Genomic DNA, 21,264 nt, shown 5'->3' on the forward strand with positions numbered 1-21,264 from the left:
CCACCGGCGGCGTCCAAGCGATCTCTGTGAGAGGTGTGCAGTGAAAAACAATTCCGCTTCGCGTTTCGGCAAGAAGACCCCGCAAGCCCTCGGCACTCGCACGTTGAGCTCGCGCCTCTTCCTCCAGGCCCTTGAACCCCGCGTCTTGCTGGATGCCGCCATGGCCCAGACCGCGCAGGACGTGGCGCAGGCGGTACCCGACGCGCCGCCCGCGGCCGAGACCCAGGCGCATGCCGAGCTGATCGCCGCCTTGGGCGCCGTGGAGCAGCACAAGGCGGCCGCCAGTGAACCGACGGAGCCGCGCAGCGAGGTCTATTTCATCGACCGCACCGTTGAGGAAGCGGACACGCTGGCGCAGTCGTTGCCGCCCGGCGCCGAGCTGCACTACATCGAGCCAGGGGTGGACGGCCTGCGCTTCATTGCCGACACACTCAATGGCCGCCAGGATGTGGACGCCATCCACATCCTGAGCCACGGCGAAGCGGGCATGCTGCAACTGGGCACGGCCACCTTGACGCTGGAATCCATGCAAGGCGAATATCGCGACGAGCTGATGCAGATCGGGGCGGCCCTGAGCGCCGACGCCGACGTGCTGCTTTATGGCTGCGACTTCGGCCAGGGCGAGGCCGGCGAAGCGGCGGTGCACACGCTGGCCGTGATCACCGGCGCCGACGTGGCCGCGTCCACGGACACCACCGGCGCGTTGGCGCTGGGCGGCGACTGGACGCTGGAACGCCAGAGCGGATCCGTCGAGGCCGTGGCCGTCTCGGCCCAGGATTGGAACTATGCGCTGGCGCCGCCTGTGCTGAACACGCTGTTGAATCTGAGCTACACCGGCGTCGAAGACGCGCCCGCGCCGGTTGGCGCGGTGGGGACAACGATTTCAGCGTATACGGCAGGCCTGAGCGACGTTGATCCGGGTGCGCTCAAGGGCATTGCGCTGACCGCCGCGAATGCCACCAACGGCACGTGGTGGTACACGTTGGACGGCGGCACCAACTGGACCGCGGTGGGCACCGTCAGCGGCACCAGCGCGCTGTTGTTGTCCGACACGCCGGATTCGCGCATCTACTTTCAGTCCAACACCAACTTCAATGGCAGCGCGGGCAATGCGCTGACGCTGCGCGGTTGGGACCAGAGCGCCGGCACAGCCGGCACCAAGGTCAATCCCACCACGATCACCGGCGCGGTATCGATCGCGTCGGACACGGTCGCGGTAACGGTCACGGCGGTCAATGACGCGCCGGTGCTTAACGTCGACACCCGCAACCTGTCGACCATCAACGAAGACTTGAACGCCAGCGTGCCCGCGCCCGCACCCACCGGCGGGGTGGGCACGTCGGTCAACAATTTCATCGAGTCGGTCTCCGACATCGACAGCGGATCGTTGACCGGCGTCGCCATCGTGGGCGCGGACACGGCCAACGGCACGTGGTGGTATTCGATCAACAACGGAACCACCTGGGCAGAGATGGGGACCTTGTCCGACAGCAACGCGCTGTTGCTCGTCAACAGTGGTGACTCGCACGTCTACTTCCGCCCCAGCGCCGACTACAACGGCACGGCCAGCCTGACCATCCGCGCCTGGGACCAGACCAGTGGCACGAACGGCGGCACGGCGGACGCCAGCGTCAACGGCGGCACCACGGCCTATTCCAGCGCCACGGGCGCCGTCAACATCATCGTCAATCCCATCGTGGACATCGTGGCCAACACCGCCACCACCGCCGAAGAGACGGCGGTGATCATCAACGTGCTGGCCAACGACACCTTCGAGAACAGCGGGCGCGCGGTCACGGCCATCAACGGCACCGCGATCACCGTGGGCGGCCCGGCCGTCAGCGTCGCCAATGGCTCGGTCGTGTTGAACGCCGACGGCACCATCACCTTCACCCCGGGGCTGGACTTCCCGGGCGCGGCCGCGTCCGCCAACACCGTCTTCACCTACACGGCAACCTCGGCCGGTGTCTCCGAGACCGCCAACGTCACGGTCACCGTGACGCAGGTGCAGGACGCCCCGCGCATTGATCTTGACGGCATGACGCTGGGCGCCGACTACAGCAATACCCTCGACGAAGGCACCGCCGCCATCGGCCGCCAGGTGTCCGTCACCGACCCCGAGAACAACAACCTGGCATCGATGACGATCAGCTTGTCGGGCGCCATGGCGGGCGACCTGCTGACGTTGGGCGGCACCGTCACCGGCATCACGGCCAGCTACAACAGCGGCACAGGCGTGCTGACGCTCAGCGGCAACACCACGCTGGCCAACTACCAGACCGCACTCGGCTTGGTCAATTTCAGCACCACGTCCGGCTCCACCGCCGCGCGCACCATTTCGGTACAGGCCACGTCGGCCCTCGCGCCCACCGCGTCCAATGTGGCGGTAAGCACCATCACGCCCATCGACACCGATGGGGACGGCGTAGCCAACACGGCCGATCTGGACGACGACAACGACGGCATCCTGGACAGTGTGGAGTCCCTGGCCACCACGCCGTCTCTGATCGACGGTTCGATGGAAGGCGCGTTGGGAGTCGCGCACACCGAGAATGAAAGCCTGAACTTCAGCATCGACGGCACCGGCTTCACGGACGCTGCGGCCACGCCAGACACCTGGAAGGGCACGTTCTCGCTGGCGGGTTCGGGCCAGTGGGCGGGCGCCATGAATGGCGTGCCCGGCGCGGCGGAGGGGCAGGTCTTCATGGCGATCTACAGCGGCTTCGTGGAAGAGGCCGCGCAAGTGATCATCCCCGCCTCCGCGGGCATCCAGGTGGGCGACGTGGTGCACATCTCGTTCCAGGAGATCTTCGGCGGCGTCAACGGCGAGACCATCCCGGGCATGGAGGCGTACTTCATCGTCACCGTGGACGGCGTGTCGTACAACGCCGATACCCTGACCTACAACGGCAACAACTTCAAGACCTGGTCCACCGGGGGCATCACCTTCACCGCCACGTCGACAGCGCCCGTGGTCGTGTTTTCCATTGGCCGACCCAATGGCGGTGACGGTGCGTATCTGGGCCTGGACGATGTGCGCGTCTACAAGGTCAGTTCGCTGACCGCTGCGCAGGACCGCGACGGCGACGGCCTGGTCGACCGCCTGGATCTGGACAGCGACAACGACGGCATCACCGACAATGTTGAAGCGCAAAGCACAGCCGGCTACCAGCCACCCAGCGGCCAGGGCATGGCCATGGTGGATGTGGATGACGACGGCCTGGACGATCGCTATGACGCCGACACCGTCAGCGTCAACCGGACCACGGAGGCCGCCAGCCTGGGCCTGACGCCAGTGGATTCCGACGCCGATGGCACCACCGACGTCTACGACGCCGACAGCGACAACGACGGCACGGCAGACGTGGCCGAACGCGGCGACGGCCAAGCCACGTCCGTCACCAGCACCACCGACACCGACCAGGATGGCCTGCTGGACATCTTTGAACACGGCACCGTCAACGACGGCTTCGATGTCCAGGACGGCAACGTCATCACCAGTGGCAGCGGCCTGAGCGCCGCGGTTACCGGCTTCACCCTGAGCGATAGCGACGGCGACATCTTGGCCGACGGCAGCAATGCCCAGGTCTTGAGCGCCGACCTTGACTGGCGCGACAACTTCGTCGGCGTGGCCCCGCCGGTGGCGCTGGCGGATTCCGCCACCGCCGTGGAAGACACGCCGCTGTCGGTATCGGCGGCGGCAGGCCTGCTGGCCAACGACACCTTCAACCGCGACGGCAGTCTTACCGCCGCCAGCTACGACAGCAACGCCGACGGTACGCCGGACACGGCGATCACCGTGGGAGCTGCGACCACGCTGCTGCGCAACGGCATCCCCACCGGCATCCTGACGCTGAACGCCGATGGCTCCTACACCTTCGCACCGGCCGCCAACTACGACGGCCTGGTGCCCTTGGTGCGCTACACCATCACCACCCCCGGCGGCAGTTCCAACGGCGACCTGTCGCTTGCCATCACGCCGGTCAATGACGCGCCGGTGCTGGCGGACACCAGCTTGACGGTCGTGGGGGTCATGCCGTCCAACGGCGCGCCAAGCAACCAGGTGGGCATCCTGATATCGGACCTGGTGGGCGGCGTCACGGACGCCGACACGGGCGCGGTCAAGGGCGTGGCCGTCACGGCCATCAACAGTTCGGGCACGCTTTACTACTCGCTGAACAATGGCGCCAACTGGACGCAGGTCACCACGTTGACCGAGGCCACGGCGCGCCTGTTGGCGGCCGATGGCGTAACGCGCCTGTACTTCCGGCCGAATACCGGCGTGGTGGGCAACGTGGCCGACGCGTTGACGTTCCGCGCCTGGGACCAGACCAGCGGCACCAATGGCGGGACGGGCGACGCCACGGTGAACGGCGCTGCGACGGCATACTCGGGCACGACAGACACCATCCTGATGCGCGCCAACACGGCGCCAGTGCTGGATACCTCGCTGGACCTGCTCTACACCGGGCTGGAAGATGCGCCCACGCGGACTGGCGCCGTGGGCGTGCTGGTTTCCCACTTCACGGCCGGCCTGAGCGATGCGGATGCGGGCGCGCTCAAGGGTGTTGCCATCATCAGCATCACGGGCACGCACGGCGACTGGTGGTACACGCTGGATGGCGGCACCACATGGACCGCGATGGGCTCGGTGTCGACCAGCAACGCCTTGCTGCTGCCCGACGATCCGAACGCGCGCATTTACTACGTGCCGGATCCTGGCTTCACGGGCGATGCGACCATCGAGATGTCGTTGCGCGGCTGGGACCAGAGTTCCGGCACGGCGGGCACCAAAGTCACTATCGGCACTTCCAATGCCTTCTCAAGCGCCAGTGACTCCGTCGAGGTCTTCATCACGAACGTCAATGACGCGCCGGTGCTCAACGTGGCCACGCGCAACCTGACGACCATCAACGAAGACTTGAACGCCAGCGTGCCCGCGCCCGTACCCACCGGCGCGGTCGGTACGTCGGTCAACAACTTCATCGGCTCGACGTCCGATGCGGACAGCGGTGCGCTGACGGGCGTCGCCATTGTGGGCGCGGACGCCACCAATGGCACGTGGTGGTATTCGATCAACAACGGCACGAACTGGACACAGATGAGCGCGGTGTCCGACACCAGCGCCTTGCTGCTCATCAACAGCAGCAATTCGCGCGTGTACTTCCGCCCCAACGCGGATTACAACGGCACGGCCCCACTGACGATCCGCGCCTGGGATCAGACCAGCGGTGCAAATGGCGCAACGGCCGACGCCAGCGTCAACGGCGGAGACACCGCCTTCTCCAGCATGACGGCGTCGGTCGGTCTGCTCATCAATGCCATCGCCGATATCGCGCCGGACACGCTGGTCAGCACCGAAGACACCGCGGTGATCATCAATGTGCTGGGCAACGATACCTTCGAGAACAGCGGCCGTTTCATTTCGGCCATCAATGGCACCGCGATCACCGCGGGCGGGGCCGCCGTCAGCGTGGCGAACGGGTCGGTGGTGTTGAACGTCGACGGCACGCTGACCTTCACGCCAAATGCCGATTACCCTGGAAATCTGGCGTCGGGCACCGTAAATTTCACGTACACCGTGACGTCCGGCGTGATGACCGAGACCGCCAACGTGATGATTACCGTGACGCAGGTGCAGGATGCGGCGCGCGTGGATCTGAATGGGGCGACGGCGGGTTTCGACCACAGCACGACTTACGATCAAACCACCATCAGCATTGGCAACCTGGTGTCTGTCACCGATCCCGAGAACCAAAACCTGAGCTCGATGACGATCACCTTGTCGGGCGCCACGGCGGCTGACGTCCTGGCGCTGGGCGGCGCCGCGCCCGGCATTACGGCCAACTACAACAGCGGCACGGGCGTGCTGACACTGACGGGCAACACCACGCTGGCCAATTACCAGACCGCGCTGGGCCTGGTCACGTTCACCACGACGTCCACTTCGGCCACCACGCGCACCATCTCGGTACAGGCCACGTCGGTGGCGTTTCCCACCGCGTCCAACGTGGCGGTCACCACCATCACGCTGCTTGATTCCGACGGCGATGGGGCGACCAATCTGGCCGACATCGACGACGACAACGACGGCATCCTGGATATCAACGAAAGCGGTGATACCGACGGCGACGGCATCGTCGACCGCCTGGATCTGGACAGCGACAACGACGGCATCACCGACAGTGTTGAAGCGCAAACCACCGCCGGCTACTTGCCGCCCAGCGGCCAGGGCGCGTCCATCGTCGACGTGGACCTGGACGGCCTGGACGACCGTTACGACGCCGACACCGTCAGCGCCAACCGGACCACGGCGGCGGCCAGCCTGGGCCTGACACCGGTGAACACCGACGGCGATGGTCTCGCGGACTATCGGGATACCGATAGCGACAACGACGGCGTGGCCGACGTGGCCGAACGCGGCGATGGCCAGCCCACCTCGGTCACCAGCACCACCGACACCGATCAGGACGGCTTGCTGGATATCTTTGAACACGGCACGCCCAACGATGGCTATGCCGTGCACGACGGCAACGTCGTCACCAGCGGATCGGGCCTGGCGACCACCGTCGTCAGCTTCAACCTGGGCGACACCGACGCGGATACGGCCATCGACGGCAGCAACGCCGTGCCGCTCACGCGCGATTTCGATTGGCGCGACGGCCTCAACAACCCCGCCATCGACTTGAATTCCACGGTGGGCGCGGCGGATGGCCTGATCACCTACAGCACGAGCCAGATCGGCGCCGGGGCCGCCGTGAACACGGCAGCCGCCACCGCCGACGTCTCGGACATTGGCGACACCGACATTCAACAATTGGCGATTTCCGTTTCCGGCGTGCAGGATGGCGCCAACGAAATCCTGACGCTGGGCGGAACCGGCTTTGCCCTGGACGCCACGGCAACCCAGACGGTGACCGTCGACAGCGTGGACTTGCTGATCAACTACACCGTGGCGGGCGGCTTCGTGATCACGCGCAGCGGTGGGGGGGTAATTGCCCACACCGTGCTGGACACGCTGGTGCGCGGCGCCACCTACGGCAACACGCTGTTGTCGGCTACAGCCGGCGCGCGCCTGTTTGGCTTCGTTGTGACGGACACCGGAGGCGCGACGTCCGCGTCGGCCGTGTCCACGGTGCAAGTCACCCCGGGCAACCGCCCGCCCGTGCCCGCCGACCCGGCGGTGGCGGGACAGACTTTTGACCCGGTCACCGGCAACTATGCCGTCAGCGCCACCGAGGACACCGCCTTCAATGGCCAGGTCACGGCCACCGACGCCGACAACGACACGCTGACCTACGCAGTGTCGACGCAACCGCTGCATGGCACGGTGGTGATCGATGCCACGACGGGCATGTACACGTACACCCCCGCCGTGGACTACAACGGCAGCGACAGCTTCGTGGTAACGGTGTCGGACGGCTTCAGCAGCACGGTGGCGTCCAGCGTCAACCTGACGGTGGCGGCGGTGGCGGATATCGCCAACGACACGATCACGACCAATGAAGACACCACGGCCAATATCGCGGTGAGCGGCAACGATAACTTCGATGACGCCGGGTATGTGATTACGGCCATCGACGGCATTGCGGTCGTGGTGGACACGCCGGTCGGGGTCGCCAATGGTACCGTCACGCTGAAAGCCGACGGTACCCTGGACTTCACACCGACGCCCAACTACAACGGCTTGGCCAGTTTCACGTACACCGTGACGTCGGCCGGTACGGTGGAGACGGCAACCGTCTCGGTGACCGTGACGGCGGTGGCGGATGCGCCGATGATCGTGGACCCGGCGGTGCCCGGACAGACCTTCGATCCGGCGACCGGCAACTATGCGATCAGCCTGAACGAAGACGGGGCATTCGCTGGCCAGGTCTCGGCGGTGGATGGCGACGGCGATACGCTGGTTTACGGCGTTGACACCCCCGCGACGCACGGTTCGGTGACGGTGGATTCGGCAACGGGTGCCTACACCTACACGCCGACGGCGGACTACTACGGCAGCGACAGCTTTGTCATCAGCATCGATGACGGCGCGGGCAATGTGATCCTGTCGACGGTCACTGTGACGGTGGCGGCGGTGGTGGATATCGCCGACGACACGGTCACGACGAATGAAGACACGACGGTCAATATCGCCGTAGTCGGCAATGACAGCTTCGAGAACGCCGGACGCACGATCACCGCCATTGACGGCATGGCGGCGGTGGTGGGAACGCCGGTCGTGGTTGCCAACGGCTCGGTCACGCTGAAGGCAGACGGCACCTTGGACTTCACGCCGGCTGCGAACTACAACGGTTCGACCAGCTTCACCTACACCGTGGCGTCCGGCGGGGTGGTGGAGACGGCATCGGTCACGGTGACCGTCACTGCGGTGGCGGATGCGCCGATGACGATGGACCCGGCGGTACCTGGTCAAACCTTTGATCCTGCCACGGGCAACTATGCAATCAGTCTGAACGAGGACGGAGCGTTCACTGGCCAGGTCTCGGCGGTTGATGGCGATGGCGACACCCTGACTTATGGGTTGGATACGCCGGCAACGCATGGCATGGTGACGGTGGACCCGGCAACGGGCACGTACACCTACACGCCCACGGCGGATTACTACGGCAGCGACAGCTTCATCATCAGCATCGACGACGGCGAAGGCAACGTGACGCAGTCGACGGTAAGCGTCACGGTCGCGGCAGTGGTGGATATCGTCAACGACACGATCACGACGGACGAGGACACCCCGGTCAATATCGTGGTGGTCGGCAACGACAGCTTCGAGAATGCGGGTCGCGCCATTACGGCCATTGACGGCAACGCAGTCGTGGTCGGTACGCCGGTCGCGGTTGCCAACGGCGCGGTGACGCTGAAGGCCGACGGCACCTTGGATTTCGCGCCGGCTGCGAACTACAACGGTTCGACCAGTTTCACGTACACCGTGACATCTGGCGGCGCGGTGGAGACAGCAACGGTCACGGTGACCGTCACCGCAGTGGCGGATGTACCTGTGACGGTCGACCCGGCGGTCCCGGGCCAGGTCTTTGACGCGGCCACGGGCAACTACGCGATCAGTCTGAACGAAGACGCTGTCTTCAACGGCCAGGTCTCGGCGGTTGATGGCGATGGTGACACCCTGACTTATGGGGTGGATACTCCGGCAACGCACGGCATGGTCACGGTTGACCCGGCAACGGGCGCGTACACCTACACGCCCACGGCGGACTACTACGGCAGCGACAGCTTCATCATCAGCATCGACGACGGCGCGGGCAACTTCGTCCTGTCGACGGTGAGTGTCACGGTCGCGGCGGTGGTGGATATCACCGACGACACGATTACGACCAATGAGGACACGACGGTCAACATCGCCGTCGTCGGCAACGACAGCTTCGAGAATGCGGGTCACGCCATCACAGCCATCGACGGCATGGCGGTGGTGGTGGGTGCGCCGGTCGTGGTTGCCAACGGCTCGGTCACGCTGAAGGCAGACGGCACCTTGGACTTCGCCCCGGCTGCGAACTACAACGGCCTGACCAGCTTCACGTACACCGTGACGTCTGGTGGTGTGGTTGAGATGGCAATGGTCACGGTCACCGTCACTGCCGTGGCGGATGCACCGATGACGGTGGACCCGGCAGTGCCTGGCCAAACCTTTGATCCGGCCACGGGCAACTATGCGATCAGCCTGAACGAGGACGGAGCGTTCACTGGCCAGGTCTCGGCGGTTGATGGCGACGGAGATACGCTGGCTTATGGGGTGGATACCCCGGCCACGCACGGCATGGTGACGGTGGATCCGGTGACGGGCGAGTACACCTACACACCCACGGCGGATTACTACGGCAGCGACAGCTTCATCATCAGCATCGACGACGGCGCGGGCAACATCAGCTTGTCGACCGTGACGGTGACCGTGGTAGCCGTGGCGGATATCACCGACGACACGATCACGACCGACGAGGACACGACGGTCAATATCGTCGTGGTCGGCAACGACAGCTTCGAGAACGCCGGACGCACGATCACGGCCATTGACGGCAACGCGGTGGTGGTGGGCACGCCGGTCTTGGTCAGCAATGGTTCCGTAACGCTGAAGGTCGACGGCACCTTGGACTTCGCGCCGACAGCTAATTACAACGGTTCGACCAGCTTTACCTACACCGTGACGTCTGGCGGCGCGGTGGAGACGGCATCCGTCACGGTCACTGTCACGGCAGTGGCCGATGCACCGATGACGGTCGACCCGGCAGTCCCCGGCCAGGTCTTTGACCCGGCCACAGGCAACTATGCAATCAGCCTGAATGAGGATGGAGCCTTCACTGGCCAGGTCTCGGCAGTTGATGGCGACGGCGATACGCTGACCTACAGCGTGTCCGCAGCTGCCACGCATGGCATGGTGACAGTCGATCCGACAACGGGTGCCTACACCTACACGCCCACGGCGGATTACTACGGCAGCGACAGCTTCATCATCAGCATCGACGACGGCGCGGGCAACATCAGCTTGTCGGCCGTGACGGTGACCGTGGTAGCCGTGGTGGATATCACCGACGACACGATCACGACCAATGAAGACATGACGGTCAATATCGCCGTAGTCGGCAACGACAGCTTCGAGAACGTCGGACGCGCCATCACCGCCATCGACGGCATCGCAGTGGTGGTGGGTGCGCCGGTCCTGGTGAACAACGGTTCTGTGACGCTGAAGGCCGACGGCACCTTGGACTTCGCTCCGGCAGCTAATTACAACGGTTCGACCAGCTTCACCTACACCGTGACGTCTGGTGGTGTGGTGGAGACGGCAACGGTCACGGTCACCGTCACTGCCGTGGCGGATGCGCCGATGACGGTGGACCCGGCGGTCCCCGGTCAAACCTTTGATCCTGCCACGGGCAACTACGCGATCAGCCTGAACGAGGACGCTGTCTTCAACGGCCAGGTCTCGGCGGTTGATGGCGACGGAGACTCGCTGGCTTATGGGGTGGATACCCCGGCCACGCACGGCGTCGTCACGGTGGACCCGGCGACGGGTGCCTACACCTACACGCCGACGGCCGACTACTACGGCGCCGACAGCTTTGTTATCAGCATCGACGACGGCGCGGGCAATATCATCCTCTCCACGGTCAGCGTGACTGTCGCGGCAGTGGTGGATATCACCGACGACACGATCACGACCAATGAAGACACGACGGTCAACATCGCCGTGGTCGGCAACGACAGCTTCGAGAACGCCGTGCGCAGCATCACGGCCATCGACGGCAATGCCATCTTGGTGGGCATACCGGTTGCGGTCGCGAACGGTTCAGTCACGCTGAAGGCCGACGGCACCTTGGACTTTGCGCCGACAGCCAACTACAACGGCTCGACCAGTTTCACCTACACCGTGACATCTGGCGGTGCGGTGGAGACGTCAACGGTCACGGTGACCGTCACGGCAGTGGCCGATGCACCGATGACGGTCGACCCGGCAGTCCCCGGCCAGGTCTTTGACCCGGCCACAGGCAACTATGCAATCAGCCTGAACGAAGACGCTATCTTCAACGGCCAGGTCTCGGCAGTGGATGGCGACGGCGATCCGCTGACCTACAGCGTATCCTCGGCTGCCACGCACGGCATGGTGACAGTCGATCCAACAACGGGTGCCTACACCTACACGCCCACGGCCGACTACTACGGTGCCGACAGTTTCATCATCAGTATTGATGACGGCGAAGGTAACGTGACGCAGTCGACGGTGAGTGTCACGGTCGCGGCCGTGGTGGATATCACCGACGACACGATCACCACCAACGAAGACACGACAGTCAACATCCCGGTGATCGGCAACGACAGCTTCGAGAACGCCGGACGCAGCGTCACCGCTATCGACGGCATTGCGGCTACGGTGGGGGTGCCTGTCCTGGTCAGCAACGGTTCTGTGACCTTGAAGGCCGACGGCACTTTGGATTTCGCGCCGGCTGCGAACTACAACGGTTCGACCAGCTTCACGTACACCGTGACATCTGGCGGCGCGGATGAGACGGCAACCGTTACGGTCACCGTCACTGCGGTGGCGGATGCACCGATGACGGTGGACCCGGCGGTACCCGGTCAAACCTTTGACCCGGCCACCGGCAACTATGAAATCAGCCTGAACGAGGATGCTGTCTTCAATGGCCAGGTCTCGGCGGTTGATGGCGACGGCGACACGCTGACCTACAGCGTATCCTCGGCTGCCACGCACGGCATGGTGACAGTCGATCCGGCAACGGGCGCCTACACCTACACGCCCACGGCGGACTACTACGGCAGCGATAGCTTCATCATCAGCATCGACGATGGCGAAGGCAACGTGACGCAGTCGACGGTAAGTGTCACGGTGGCGGCCGTGGTGGATATCACCGACGACACGATCACGACGAATGAGGACACGACGGTCAACATCGCCGTAGTCGGGAACGACAGCTTCGAGAACGCCGGACGCATCATCTCGGCCATTGACGGCAACGCAGTCATGGTCGGTACGCCGGTCGCGGTTGCCAACGGTTCGGTCACGCTGAAGGCCGATGGCACCTTGGACTTCACACCCGCCACCGATTTCAACGGCCCGACCAGCTTCACCTACACCGTGACGTCTGGCGGGGCCGTGGAGACGGCAACCGTTACGGTGACCGTCACTGCCGTGGCGGATGTGCCGGTGACGGTCGACCCAGCGGTCCCGGGCCAGGTCTTTGACCCTGCCACGGGCAACTACGCGATCAGTCTGAACGAAGACGCTGTCTTCAACGGCCAGGTCTCGGCGGTTGACGGCGACGGTGACACGCTGGCTTATGGGGTGGATGCCCCGGCCACGCACGGCGTGGTCACGGTGGATCCGGTGACGGGCGCGTACACCTACACCCCGACTTCCGACTACTACGGCAGCGACAGCTTCGTCATCAGCATCGAAGACGGCGCGGGCAACATCAGCTTGTCGACGGTGACGGTGGCCGTGGCCGCCGTGGTGGATATCGTCAACGACACGATCACGACCAATGAGGACACGACGGTCAACATTGCCGCAGTCGGCAACGACAGTTTCGAGAACGCGGGTCACGCCATCACGGCCATTGACGGCATTGCGGTGGTGGTGGGCACGCCGGTCCTGGTTGCCAACGGTTCGGTCACCTTGAAAGCCGACGGCACCTTGGACTTCACGCCGGCAACGGACTACAACGGTTCGACCAGCTTTACGTACACCGTGACATCCGGCGGGGCCGTGGAGACCGCAACCGTCACGGTCACCGTCACGGCGGTGGCGGATGCGCCGATAGCGGTGGATCCTGCGATCCCCGGCCAAGTCTTTGACCCGGCCACCGGCAACTACGCGGTCAGTCTGAACGAAGACGCGGTCTTCAACGGTCAGGTTTCGGCGGTTGATGGCGACGGCGATACGCTGACCTACAGCGTATCCTCGGCTGCCACGCATGGCATGGTGACAGTCGATCCGGCAACGGGTTCCTACACCTACACGCCCACGGCGGATTACTACGGCAGCGACAGCTTCATCATCAGCATCGACGATGGCGCAGGCAACGTGACGCAGTCGACGGTAAGCGTCACGGTCTCGGCAGTGGTGGATATCACCGACGACACGATCACGACGAATGAGGACACGACGGTCAACATCGCCGTAGTCGGGAACGACAGCTTCGAGAACGCCGGACGCATCATCACGGCCATCGACGGTAACGCAGTCATGGTCGGTACGCCGGTTGCGGTTGCCAACGGTTCGGTAACGCTGAAGGCCGATGGAACCTTGGACTTCGCCCCGGCTGCGAACTACAACGGTTTGACCAGCTTCACGTACACCGTGACGTCTGGCGGCGCGGTGGAGACGGCAAGCGTCACGATTACCGTGACTGCCGTGGCTGACGTGCCCGTGACGGTGGATCCGGCTGTGCCTGGCCAGACCTTTGACCCGGCCACGGGCAACTACGCAATCAGCCTGAACGAGGACGGAGCGTTCACTGGCCAAGTCTCGGCGGTGGATGGCGATGGAGACACGCTGCTGTATTCGGTGAACAGCGCTGCGACGCATGGCATGGTGACGGTGGACCCGGCAACGGGCGCGTACACGTATACGCCGACGGCGGATTACACCGGTAGCGATAGCTTCATCATCAGCATTGATGACGGCGAAGGCAACGTGACGCAGTCGACGGTAAGTGTCACGGTTGCGGCGGTGGCGGATATCACCGACGACGCGATCACGACCAATGAGGACACGACGGTCAACATCGCCGTGTTCGGCAACGACAGTTTCGAGAACGCGGGTCACGCCATCACGGCCATCGACGGCATTGCAGTGGTGGTGGGCGCGCCGGTCTTGGTCGCGAACGGTTCGGTCACGCTGAAGGCCGACGGCACCTTGGATTTCACGCCGGCAACGGACTACAACGGTTCGACCAGCTTCACGTACACCGTGACGTCTGGCGGCGCGGTGGAGACGGCAACCGTCACGGTTACGGTCACGGCGGTGGCGGATGCGCCGATAGCGGTGGATCCAGCGGTCCCCGGCCAAGTCTTTGATCCGGCCACGGGCAACTATGCAATCAGCCTGAATGAGGACGCTGTCTTCAGTGGCCAGGTCTCGGCAGTGGATGGCGACGGCGATACGCTGGTCTACAGCGTATCCGCAGTCGCCACGCACGGCATGGTCACCGTCGATGCAGTGACCGGCGCGTACACCTACACGCCAACGGCCGACTACTACGGTGCCGACAGCTTCATCATCAGCATCGATGACGGCGAAGGCAACGTGACGCAGTCGACGGTGAGTGTCACGGTCGCTGCGGTGGTGGATATCACCGACGACACGATCACGACCAATGAAGACACGACGGTCAACATCGCCGTAGTCGGCAACGACAGCTTCGAGAATGCGGGTCACGCCATCACGGCCATCGACGGCATGGCGGTGGTGGTGGGCACGCCGGTCTTGGTCAGCAATGGTTCCGTAACGTTGAAGGCCGACGGCACCTTGGACTTCGCTCCGGCAGCTAATTACAACGGTTCGACCAGCTTCACCTACGCCGTGACGTCTGGCGGCGCGCTGGAGATGGCAACCGTTACGGTCACCGTCACGGCCGTGGCGGATGTGCCGGTGACGGTCGACCCAGCGGTCCCGGGCCAGGTCTTTGACCCTGCCACGGGCAACTACGCGATCAGCCTGAACGAGGATGAGGCCTTCAATGGCCAGGTTTCGGCGGTGGATGGCGATGGAGACACGCTGCTGTATTCGGTGAACAGCGCCGCGACGCACGGCGTGGTCACGGTGGACCCGGTGACGGGCGCCTACACCTACACACCGACGGCCGACTACTACGGCAGCGACAGCTTCGTCATCAGCATCGACGACGGCAACGGCAATGTGAGCTTGTCGACGGTGGATGTCACGGTCTCGGCCGTGGTGGATATCGTCAACGACACGATCACGACCAATGAAGACACGACGGTCAACATCGCCGTGGTCGGCAACGACAGCTTCGAGAACGCGGGTCACGCCATCACGGCCATCGACGGCAATGCCATCCTGGTGGGCACGCCGGTCGCCGTCATGAACGGTTCGGTCACGCTGAAAGCCGATGGCACCTTGGACTTCGCGCCCTCGGCCGACTTCAACGGTTCGACCAGCTTCACGTACACCGTGACGTCTGGCGGCGCGGTGGAGACGGCAACCGTTACGGTGACCGTCACGGCGGTGGCGGATGTACCGGTGACGGTCGACTCGGCAGTTCCCGGTCAAACCTTTGACCCGGCCACGGGCAACTACGCGGTCAGTCTGAACGAGGACGCTGTCTTCAACGGCCAGGTCTCGGCGGTTGATGGCGACGGCGATACGCTGACCTACGGCGTATCCGCAACTGCCACGCACGGCATGGTGACAGTCGATCCGGCAACGGGTGCCTACACCTACACGCCCACGGCGGACTACACCGGTGCCGACAGCTTCATCATCAGTATCGACGACGGCGCAGGCAACGTAACGCAGTCGACGGTAAGCGTCACGGTCTCGGCGGTGGTGGATATCACCAGCGACACGATCACGACCGCCGAGGACACGACGGTCAACATCCCGGTGTTCGGCAACGACAGTTTCGAGAACGCCGGGCGCAGCATCACGGCCATTGATGGCAATGCAGTCGTGGTCGGTACGCCGGTCGCAGTCACCAACGGCTCGGTCACGCTGAAGGCCGATGGCACCTTGGACTTCACGCCGACCACGGATTTCAACGGCCCGGCCAGCTTCACGTACACCGTGACGTCTGGCGGCGCGGTGGAGACGGCATCGGTCACGGTGACCGTCACCGCAGTGGCGGATGCGCCGATGACGGTGGATCCGGTAGTACCTGGTCAAACCTTTGACCCTGCCACGGGCAACTACGCAATCAGCCTGAACGAGGACGCAGTCTTCAATGGCCAGGTGTCGGCGGTGGATGGTGACGGTGACACGCTGACCTACAGCGTATCCTCGACAGCCACGCGCGGCATGGTGACGGTGGATTCGGCAACGGGTGCGTATACCTACACGCCTGCTTCCGATTACTACGGTGCCGACAGCTTCATCATCAGCATCGACGACGGCATGGGCAGCATCAGCCTGTCGACGGTGACGGTGACCGTGGCCGCCGTGGCGGATATTGCCGACGACACGATCACGACGAATGAGGACACGACGGTCAACATCGCCGTGTTCGGCAACGACAGCTTCGAGAACGCCGGACGCAGCATCACGGCTATCGACGGCAATGCCATCATGGTGGGCACGCCGGTCGCGGTTGCCAACGGTTCGGTCACGTTGAAGGCCGATGGCACCTTGGACTTCACGCCCGCCACCGATTTCAACGGCCCGACCAGCTTCACGTACACGGTGACGTCTGGCGGGGCCGTGGAGACGGCAACGGTTACGGTGACCGTGACGGCGGTGGCGGATGCGCCGGTGACGGTGGATCCGGCAGTGCCTGGTCAAACCTTTGACCCGGCCACAGGCAACTACACAATCAGCCTGAATGAGGACGCTGTCTTCAATGGCCAGGTTTCGGCAGTGGATGGCGACGGCGATACGCTGGTCTACAGCGTATCCGCAGCTGCCACGCAGGGGATGGTGACGGTTGATCCGGTAACGGGTGCCTACACCTATACGCCGACGGCCGACTACTACGGTGCCGACAGCTTCATCATCAGCATCGATGATGGCGCGGGCAACATCAGCCTGTCGACCGTGACGGTGACCGTGGCCGCCGTGGTGGATATCACCAGCGACACGATCACGACCAATGAAGACACCCCGGTCAACATCGCCGTAGTGGGCAACGACAGCTTCGAGAACGCCGGACGCAGCATCACGGCCATCGACGGCAACGCAGTCATTGTCGGTACGCCGGTCGCGGTTGCCAACGGTTCGGTCACGCTGAAAGCCGATGGCACCTTGGACTTCGCACCCTCGGCCGACTTCAACGGTTCGACCAGCTTCACCTACACCGTGACGTCTGGCGGGGCGGTGGAGACGGCATCGGTCACGGTGACCGTCACCGCGGTGGCGGATGCGCCGATGGCGGTGGATCCGGTAGTACCTGGTCAAACCTTTGACCCGGCCACGGGCAACTACGCAATCAGCCTGAACGAGGACGGGGCCTTCAATGGCCAAGTCTCGGCGGTGGATGGCGATGGAGACACGCTGCTGTATTCGGTGAACAGCGCTGCGACGCACGGCATGGTGACGGTGGACCCGGCAACGGGCGCGTACACGTATACGCCGACGGCCGACTACTACGGCAGCGATAGCTTCATCATCAGCATTGATGACGTCGAAGGCAACGTGACGCAGTCGACGGTAAGCGTCACGGTCGCGGCAGTGGTGGATATCCTCAACGACACGGTCACGACCAATGAGGACACGATGGTCAACATCGCCGTGGTTGGCAACGACAGCTTCGAGAACGCTGGACGCACCATCACTGCCATCGACGGCACTGCCATCTTGGTGGGCACGCCGGTTGCAGTCGCCAACGGATCGGTCACGTTGAAGGCCGATGGCACCATCGACTTCACGCCGACTACGGACTTCAACGGCCCGACCAGCTTCACGTACACCGTGACCTCTGGCGGTGCGGTCGAGACGGCAACCGTCACGGTGACCGTCACGGCGGTGGCGGATGCGCCGGTGACGGTCGACCCGGCAGTACCTGGTCAAACCTTTGACCCTGCCACGGGCAACTACGCGATCAGCCTGAACGAGGACGCTGTCTTCAGTGGCCAGGTCTCGGCGGTTGATGGCGACGGTGACACCTTGATTTATGGCGTAAGCACCCCGGCGCTGCATGGCATGGTGACGGTTGATCCGGCAACGGGCGCGTACACCTACACGCCGACGGCCGACTACTACGGTGCCGACAGCTTCATCATCAGCATGGACGACGGCACGGGCAACATCAGCTTGTCGACGGTGACGGTGACGGTGGCCGCCGTGGTGGACATCACCAGCGACACGATCACGACCAATGAAGACACGACGGTCAACGTCGCGGTGGTCGGCAACGACACGTTCGAAAACGCGGGCTTCGTCATCACGGCCATCGATGGCAACGCAGTCGTGGTCGGTACGCCAATCGTGGTGGCCAACGGTTCGGTCACGTTGAAGGCCGATGGCACCTTGGACTTCGCGCCCACGGCCAACTACAACGGTTCGACCAGCTTCACCTACACCGTGACGTCTGGCGGCGCGGTCGAGACGGCGACCGTGACGGTCACAGTGACCGCCGTGGCGGATGTGCCGATGATGGTGGACCCGGCGGTGCCCGGTCAGACGTTTGACCCCGCCACGGGCAATTACGCGGTCAGCGCCGTTGAAGACACGGCCTTCAATGGCCAGGTCTCGGCGGCGGATGGCGACGGCGATACGCTGGTCTACAGCGTATCTTCGGCGGCCATGCACGGCATGGTGACGGTTGATCCGGCAACGGGGGCGTACACCTACACGCCAACGGGCGACTACTACGGTGCCGACAGCTTCATCATCAGCATCGATGACGGCCAAGGCAACGTGACGCAGTCGACGGTAAGCGTCACGGTGGCGGCAGTAGTGGACATTGCCAACGACACGGTCACGACCAACGAAGACACAGCGGTCAACATCGCGGTGTTCGGCAACGACAGCTTCGAGAACGCCGGGCGCAGCATCACGGCCATCGACGGCAACGCCATCGTGGTGGGTACGCCGTTGGCAGTCGCCAACGGGTCGGTCACCCTGAAGGCGGACGGCACCCTGGACTTCCTGCCGGGCTCGCACTTCCACGGTTCAACCAGCTTCACCTATACCGTGACGTCCGGTGGCGTCACCGAGACCGCTACGGCCACGATCAACGTCACTGCGATCAACGATGTACCCATCTTGGTGGACGTCAGGATTGGCGGCCAGGTGTTGAATCCCGTCACGGGTGAGTACGGCGTGCCGACAACGGAAGACACATCGGTCGCTGGACGTGTGGAGGCGTTGGACTCGGACGGCGAGCCGCTCCAGTACACGGTGACCACCTTGCCGGCCCACGGCGCGGTGACGCTGAATGCCGCTACCGGAGACTACGTCTATACGGCCATCGGTGATTTCCACGGCAACGACCGCTTCGTGGTGACGATTACCGATGGCAGCGGAGGCTTGGTGCAAACGGTGGTGAATGTGACCGTCGGGGCAATCGTGGACATCGACCACGATACGGTGACGACCAACGAAGACACGACCGTGAATATCGCGGTGCAGGCCAACAACACGTTCGAGAACGCCGGGCACGTCATCACGGCTATCGATGGGTCGGCGGTGGTGGTGGGAACGCCGGTCGCGGTCGCCAACGGCCTGGTGACACTGCGCGCCAATGGCACCTTGGACTTCGCGCCTTCGACCAACTACAACGGCACCACGACCTTCACCTACACCGTCACCTCGGGTGGCGTGACCGAGACGGCGAACGTTACCGTGAACGTGACGGCGGTGAACGACAGCCCGGTCGTACCGGCGGTGGCCGTGAGCCTGCCGCTGGGCGGCGGCGGCCTGGAGGTGTCGGCGGATGGGGGCTTGCTGGCCGGCGCGTCGGACGTCGATGGCGACCCCTTGCGCGTGACCGAGGTCAGTGTGGATGGCGTGCCGGGCAGCACGCCGGCCGGCTCGCCCCTGGCGATTCCGGGGGGAGGCACGTTGTTGGTCAGGCCCGACGGCAGCTACGTCTTCACCCCGTCCACGGGCTTCACGGGCGAACTGGTGGTGCGTTACCGCGTCAGCGACGGCAATGGCGGGTTCACGGAATCGACCTTCACGCTGCGCAATTCGACGCCGTTGTTCGTGGAGCAGGAAAACTTCCTGTTCGTTCCGCAGTCAGGGGCAGGCGAGTCGAACATAGGCGGCAACGCCGGCTTGTCGGCAAGCGAGGTGAGTTCGGTGTTGATCAACGCCGTGAACCGGCTCGGATCGCTGAACGGCACCGCGGACCTTCCGCAATCGGGTGGCGCCGTGTTGCGGGCGGTCAATGGCGTCAACAGCCTGGACCATCTGGGAACCTTCGATGCCTTGGGCGCGGTGCTGCAAGCCGTCAACGATATCTCGCCGCTGAACGGCAGCGGCGATATGGGCGCGCGGGGCGGCTTGCATCAGCTGCTGGGCGCCGGCCTGGGCGGCGGATGGGGCGACAGCCAGGCGGTGTTGTCGACGCTGCCGCTGGGTGGCGGCTTGCAACTGGACTTGATGGGGCGCGGCGATCAGTTGCTCTTCGTCATCAACGGGGGCGACGGCAAGGCGGACATGGGCATCACGCTGGCCAACGGCGCGGCATTGCCGGCCTGGGTGCAGGCGGATGGGCGTGGCGTCGTGTTGATCAATCGGCCGGCTGGCGTGGAAACACTCAGCCTGCGCCTGACGTCCAGGTCAGGGCCGAATGCCGGCGTTGACCGGGTGATCACGATCGACTTCCTGTCGGGCACGATGCGCGAGCAGCGCGCCCCGGGGGACTCGTTGCCGCGTCCGCAGACCGCGCCTGACCGCACGCCGGGCGCGGCGGCCGCCGCACCGGTGCGGCTGGCGGGCACGCCGTTTTCGGTGCAGTTGGAACAAGCGGCGCGGCAGCACGATGTGGAGGACATCGCCTTGATGGACCTGCTGGACTAAGCGCTTGATGCAGGCAGGAATGCCCGGGCAAAACAAGGGCCAGGGCAAACGCCGGGCGGGCGGGGGGCGACTTCCGCCCGCCTTGCCGCCTGGGC

1 protein-coding gene is annotated in these 21,264 nt (G+C 64.4%); it reads left to right on the plus strand.

Annotated elements, in window-relative coordinates:
• Positions 1–40 precede the first annotated feature (40 nt).
• On the plus strand, positions 41–21,169 hold the full coding sequence (locus tag ELS24_RS01625; protein ID WP_127183217.1) for a tandem-95 repeat protein: 21,129 nt from the start codon (positions 41–43) through the stop codon (positions 21,167–21,169).
• Positions 21,170–21,264 lie beyond the last annotated feature (95 nt).

Source organism: Achromobacter spanius (assembly GCF_003994415.1).
Lineage (GTDB): Bacteria > Pseudomonadota > Gammaproteobacteria > Burkholderiales > Burkholderiaceae_B > Achromobacter > Achromobacter spanius_C.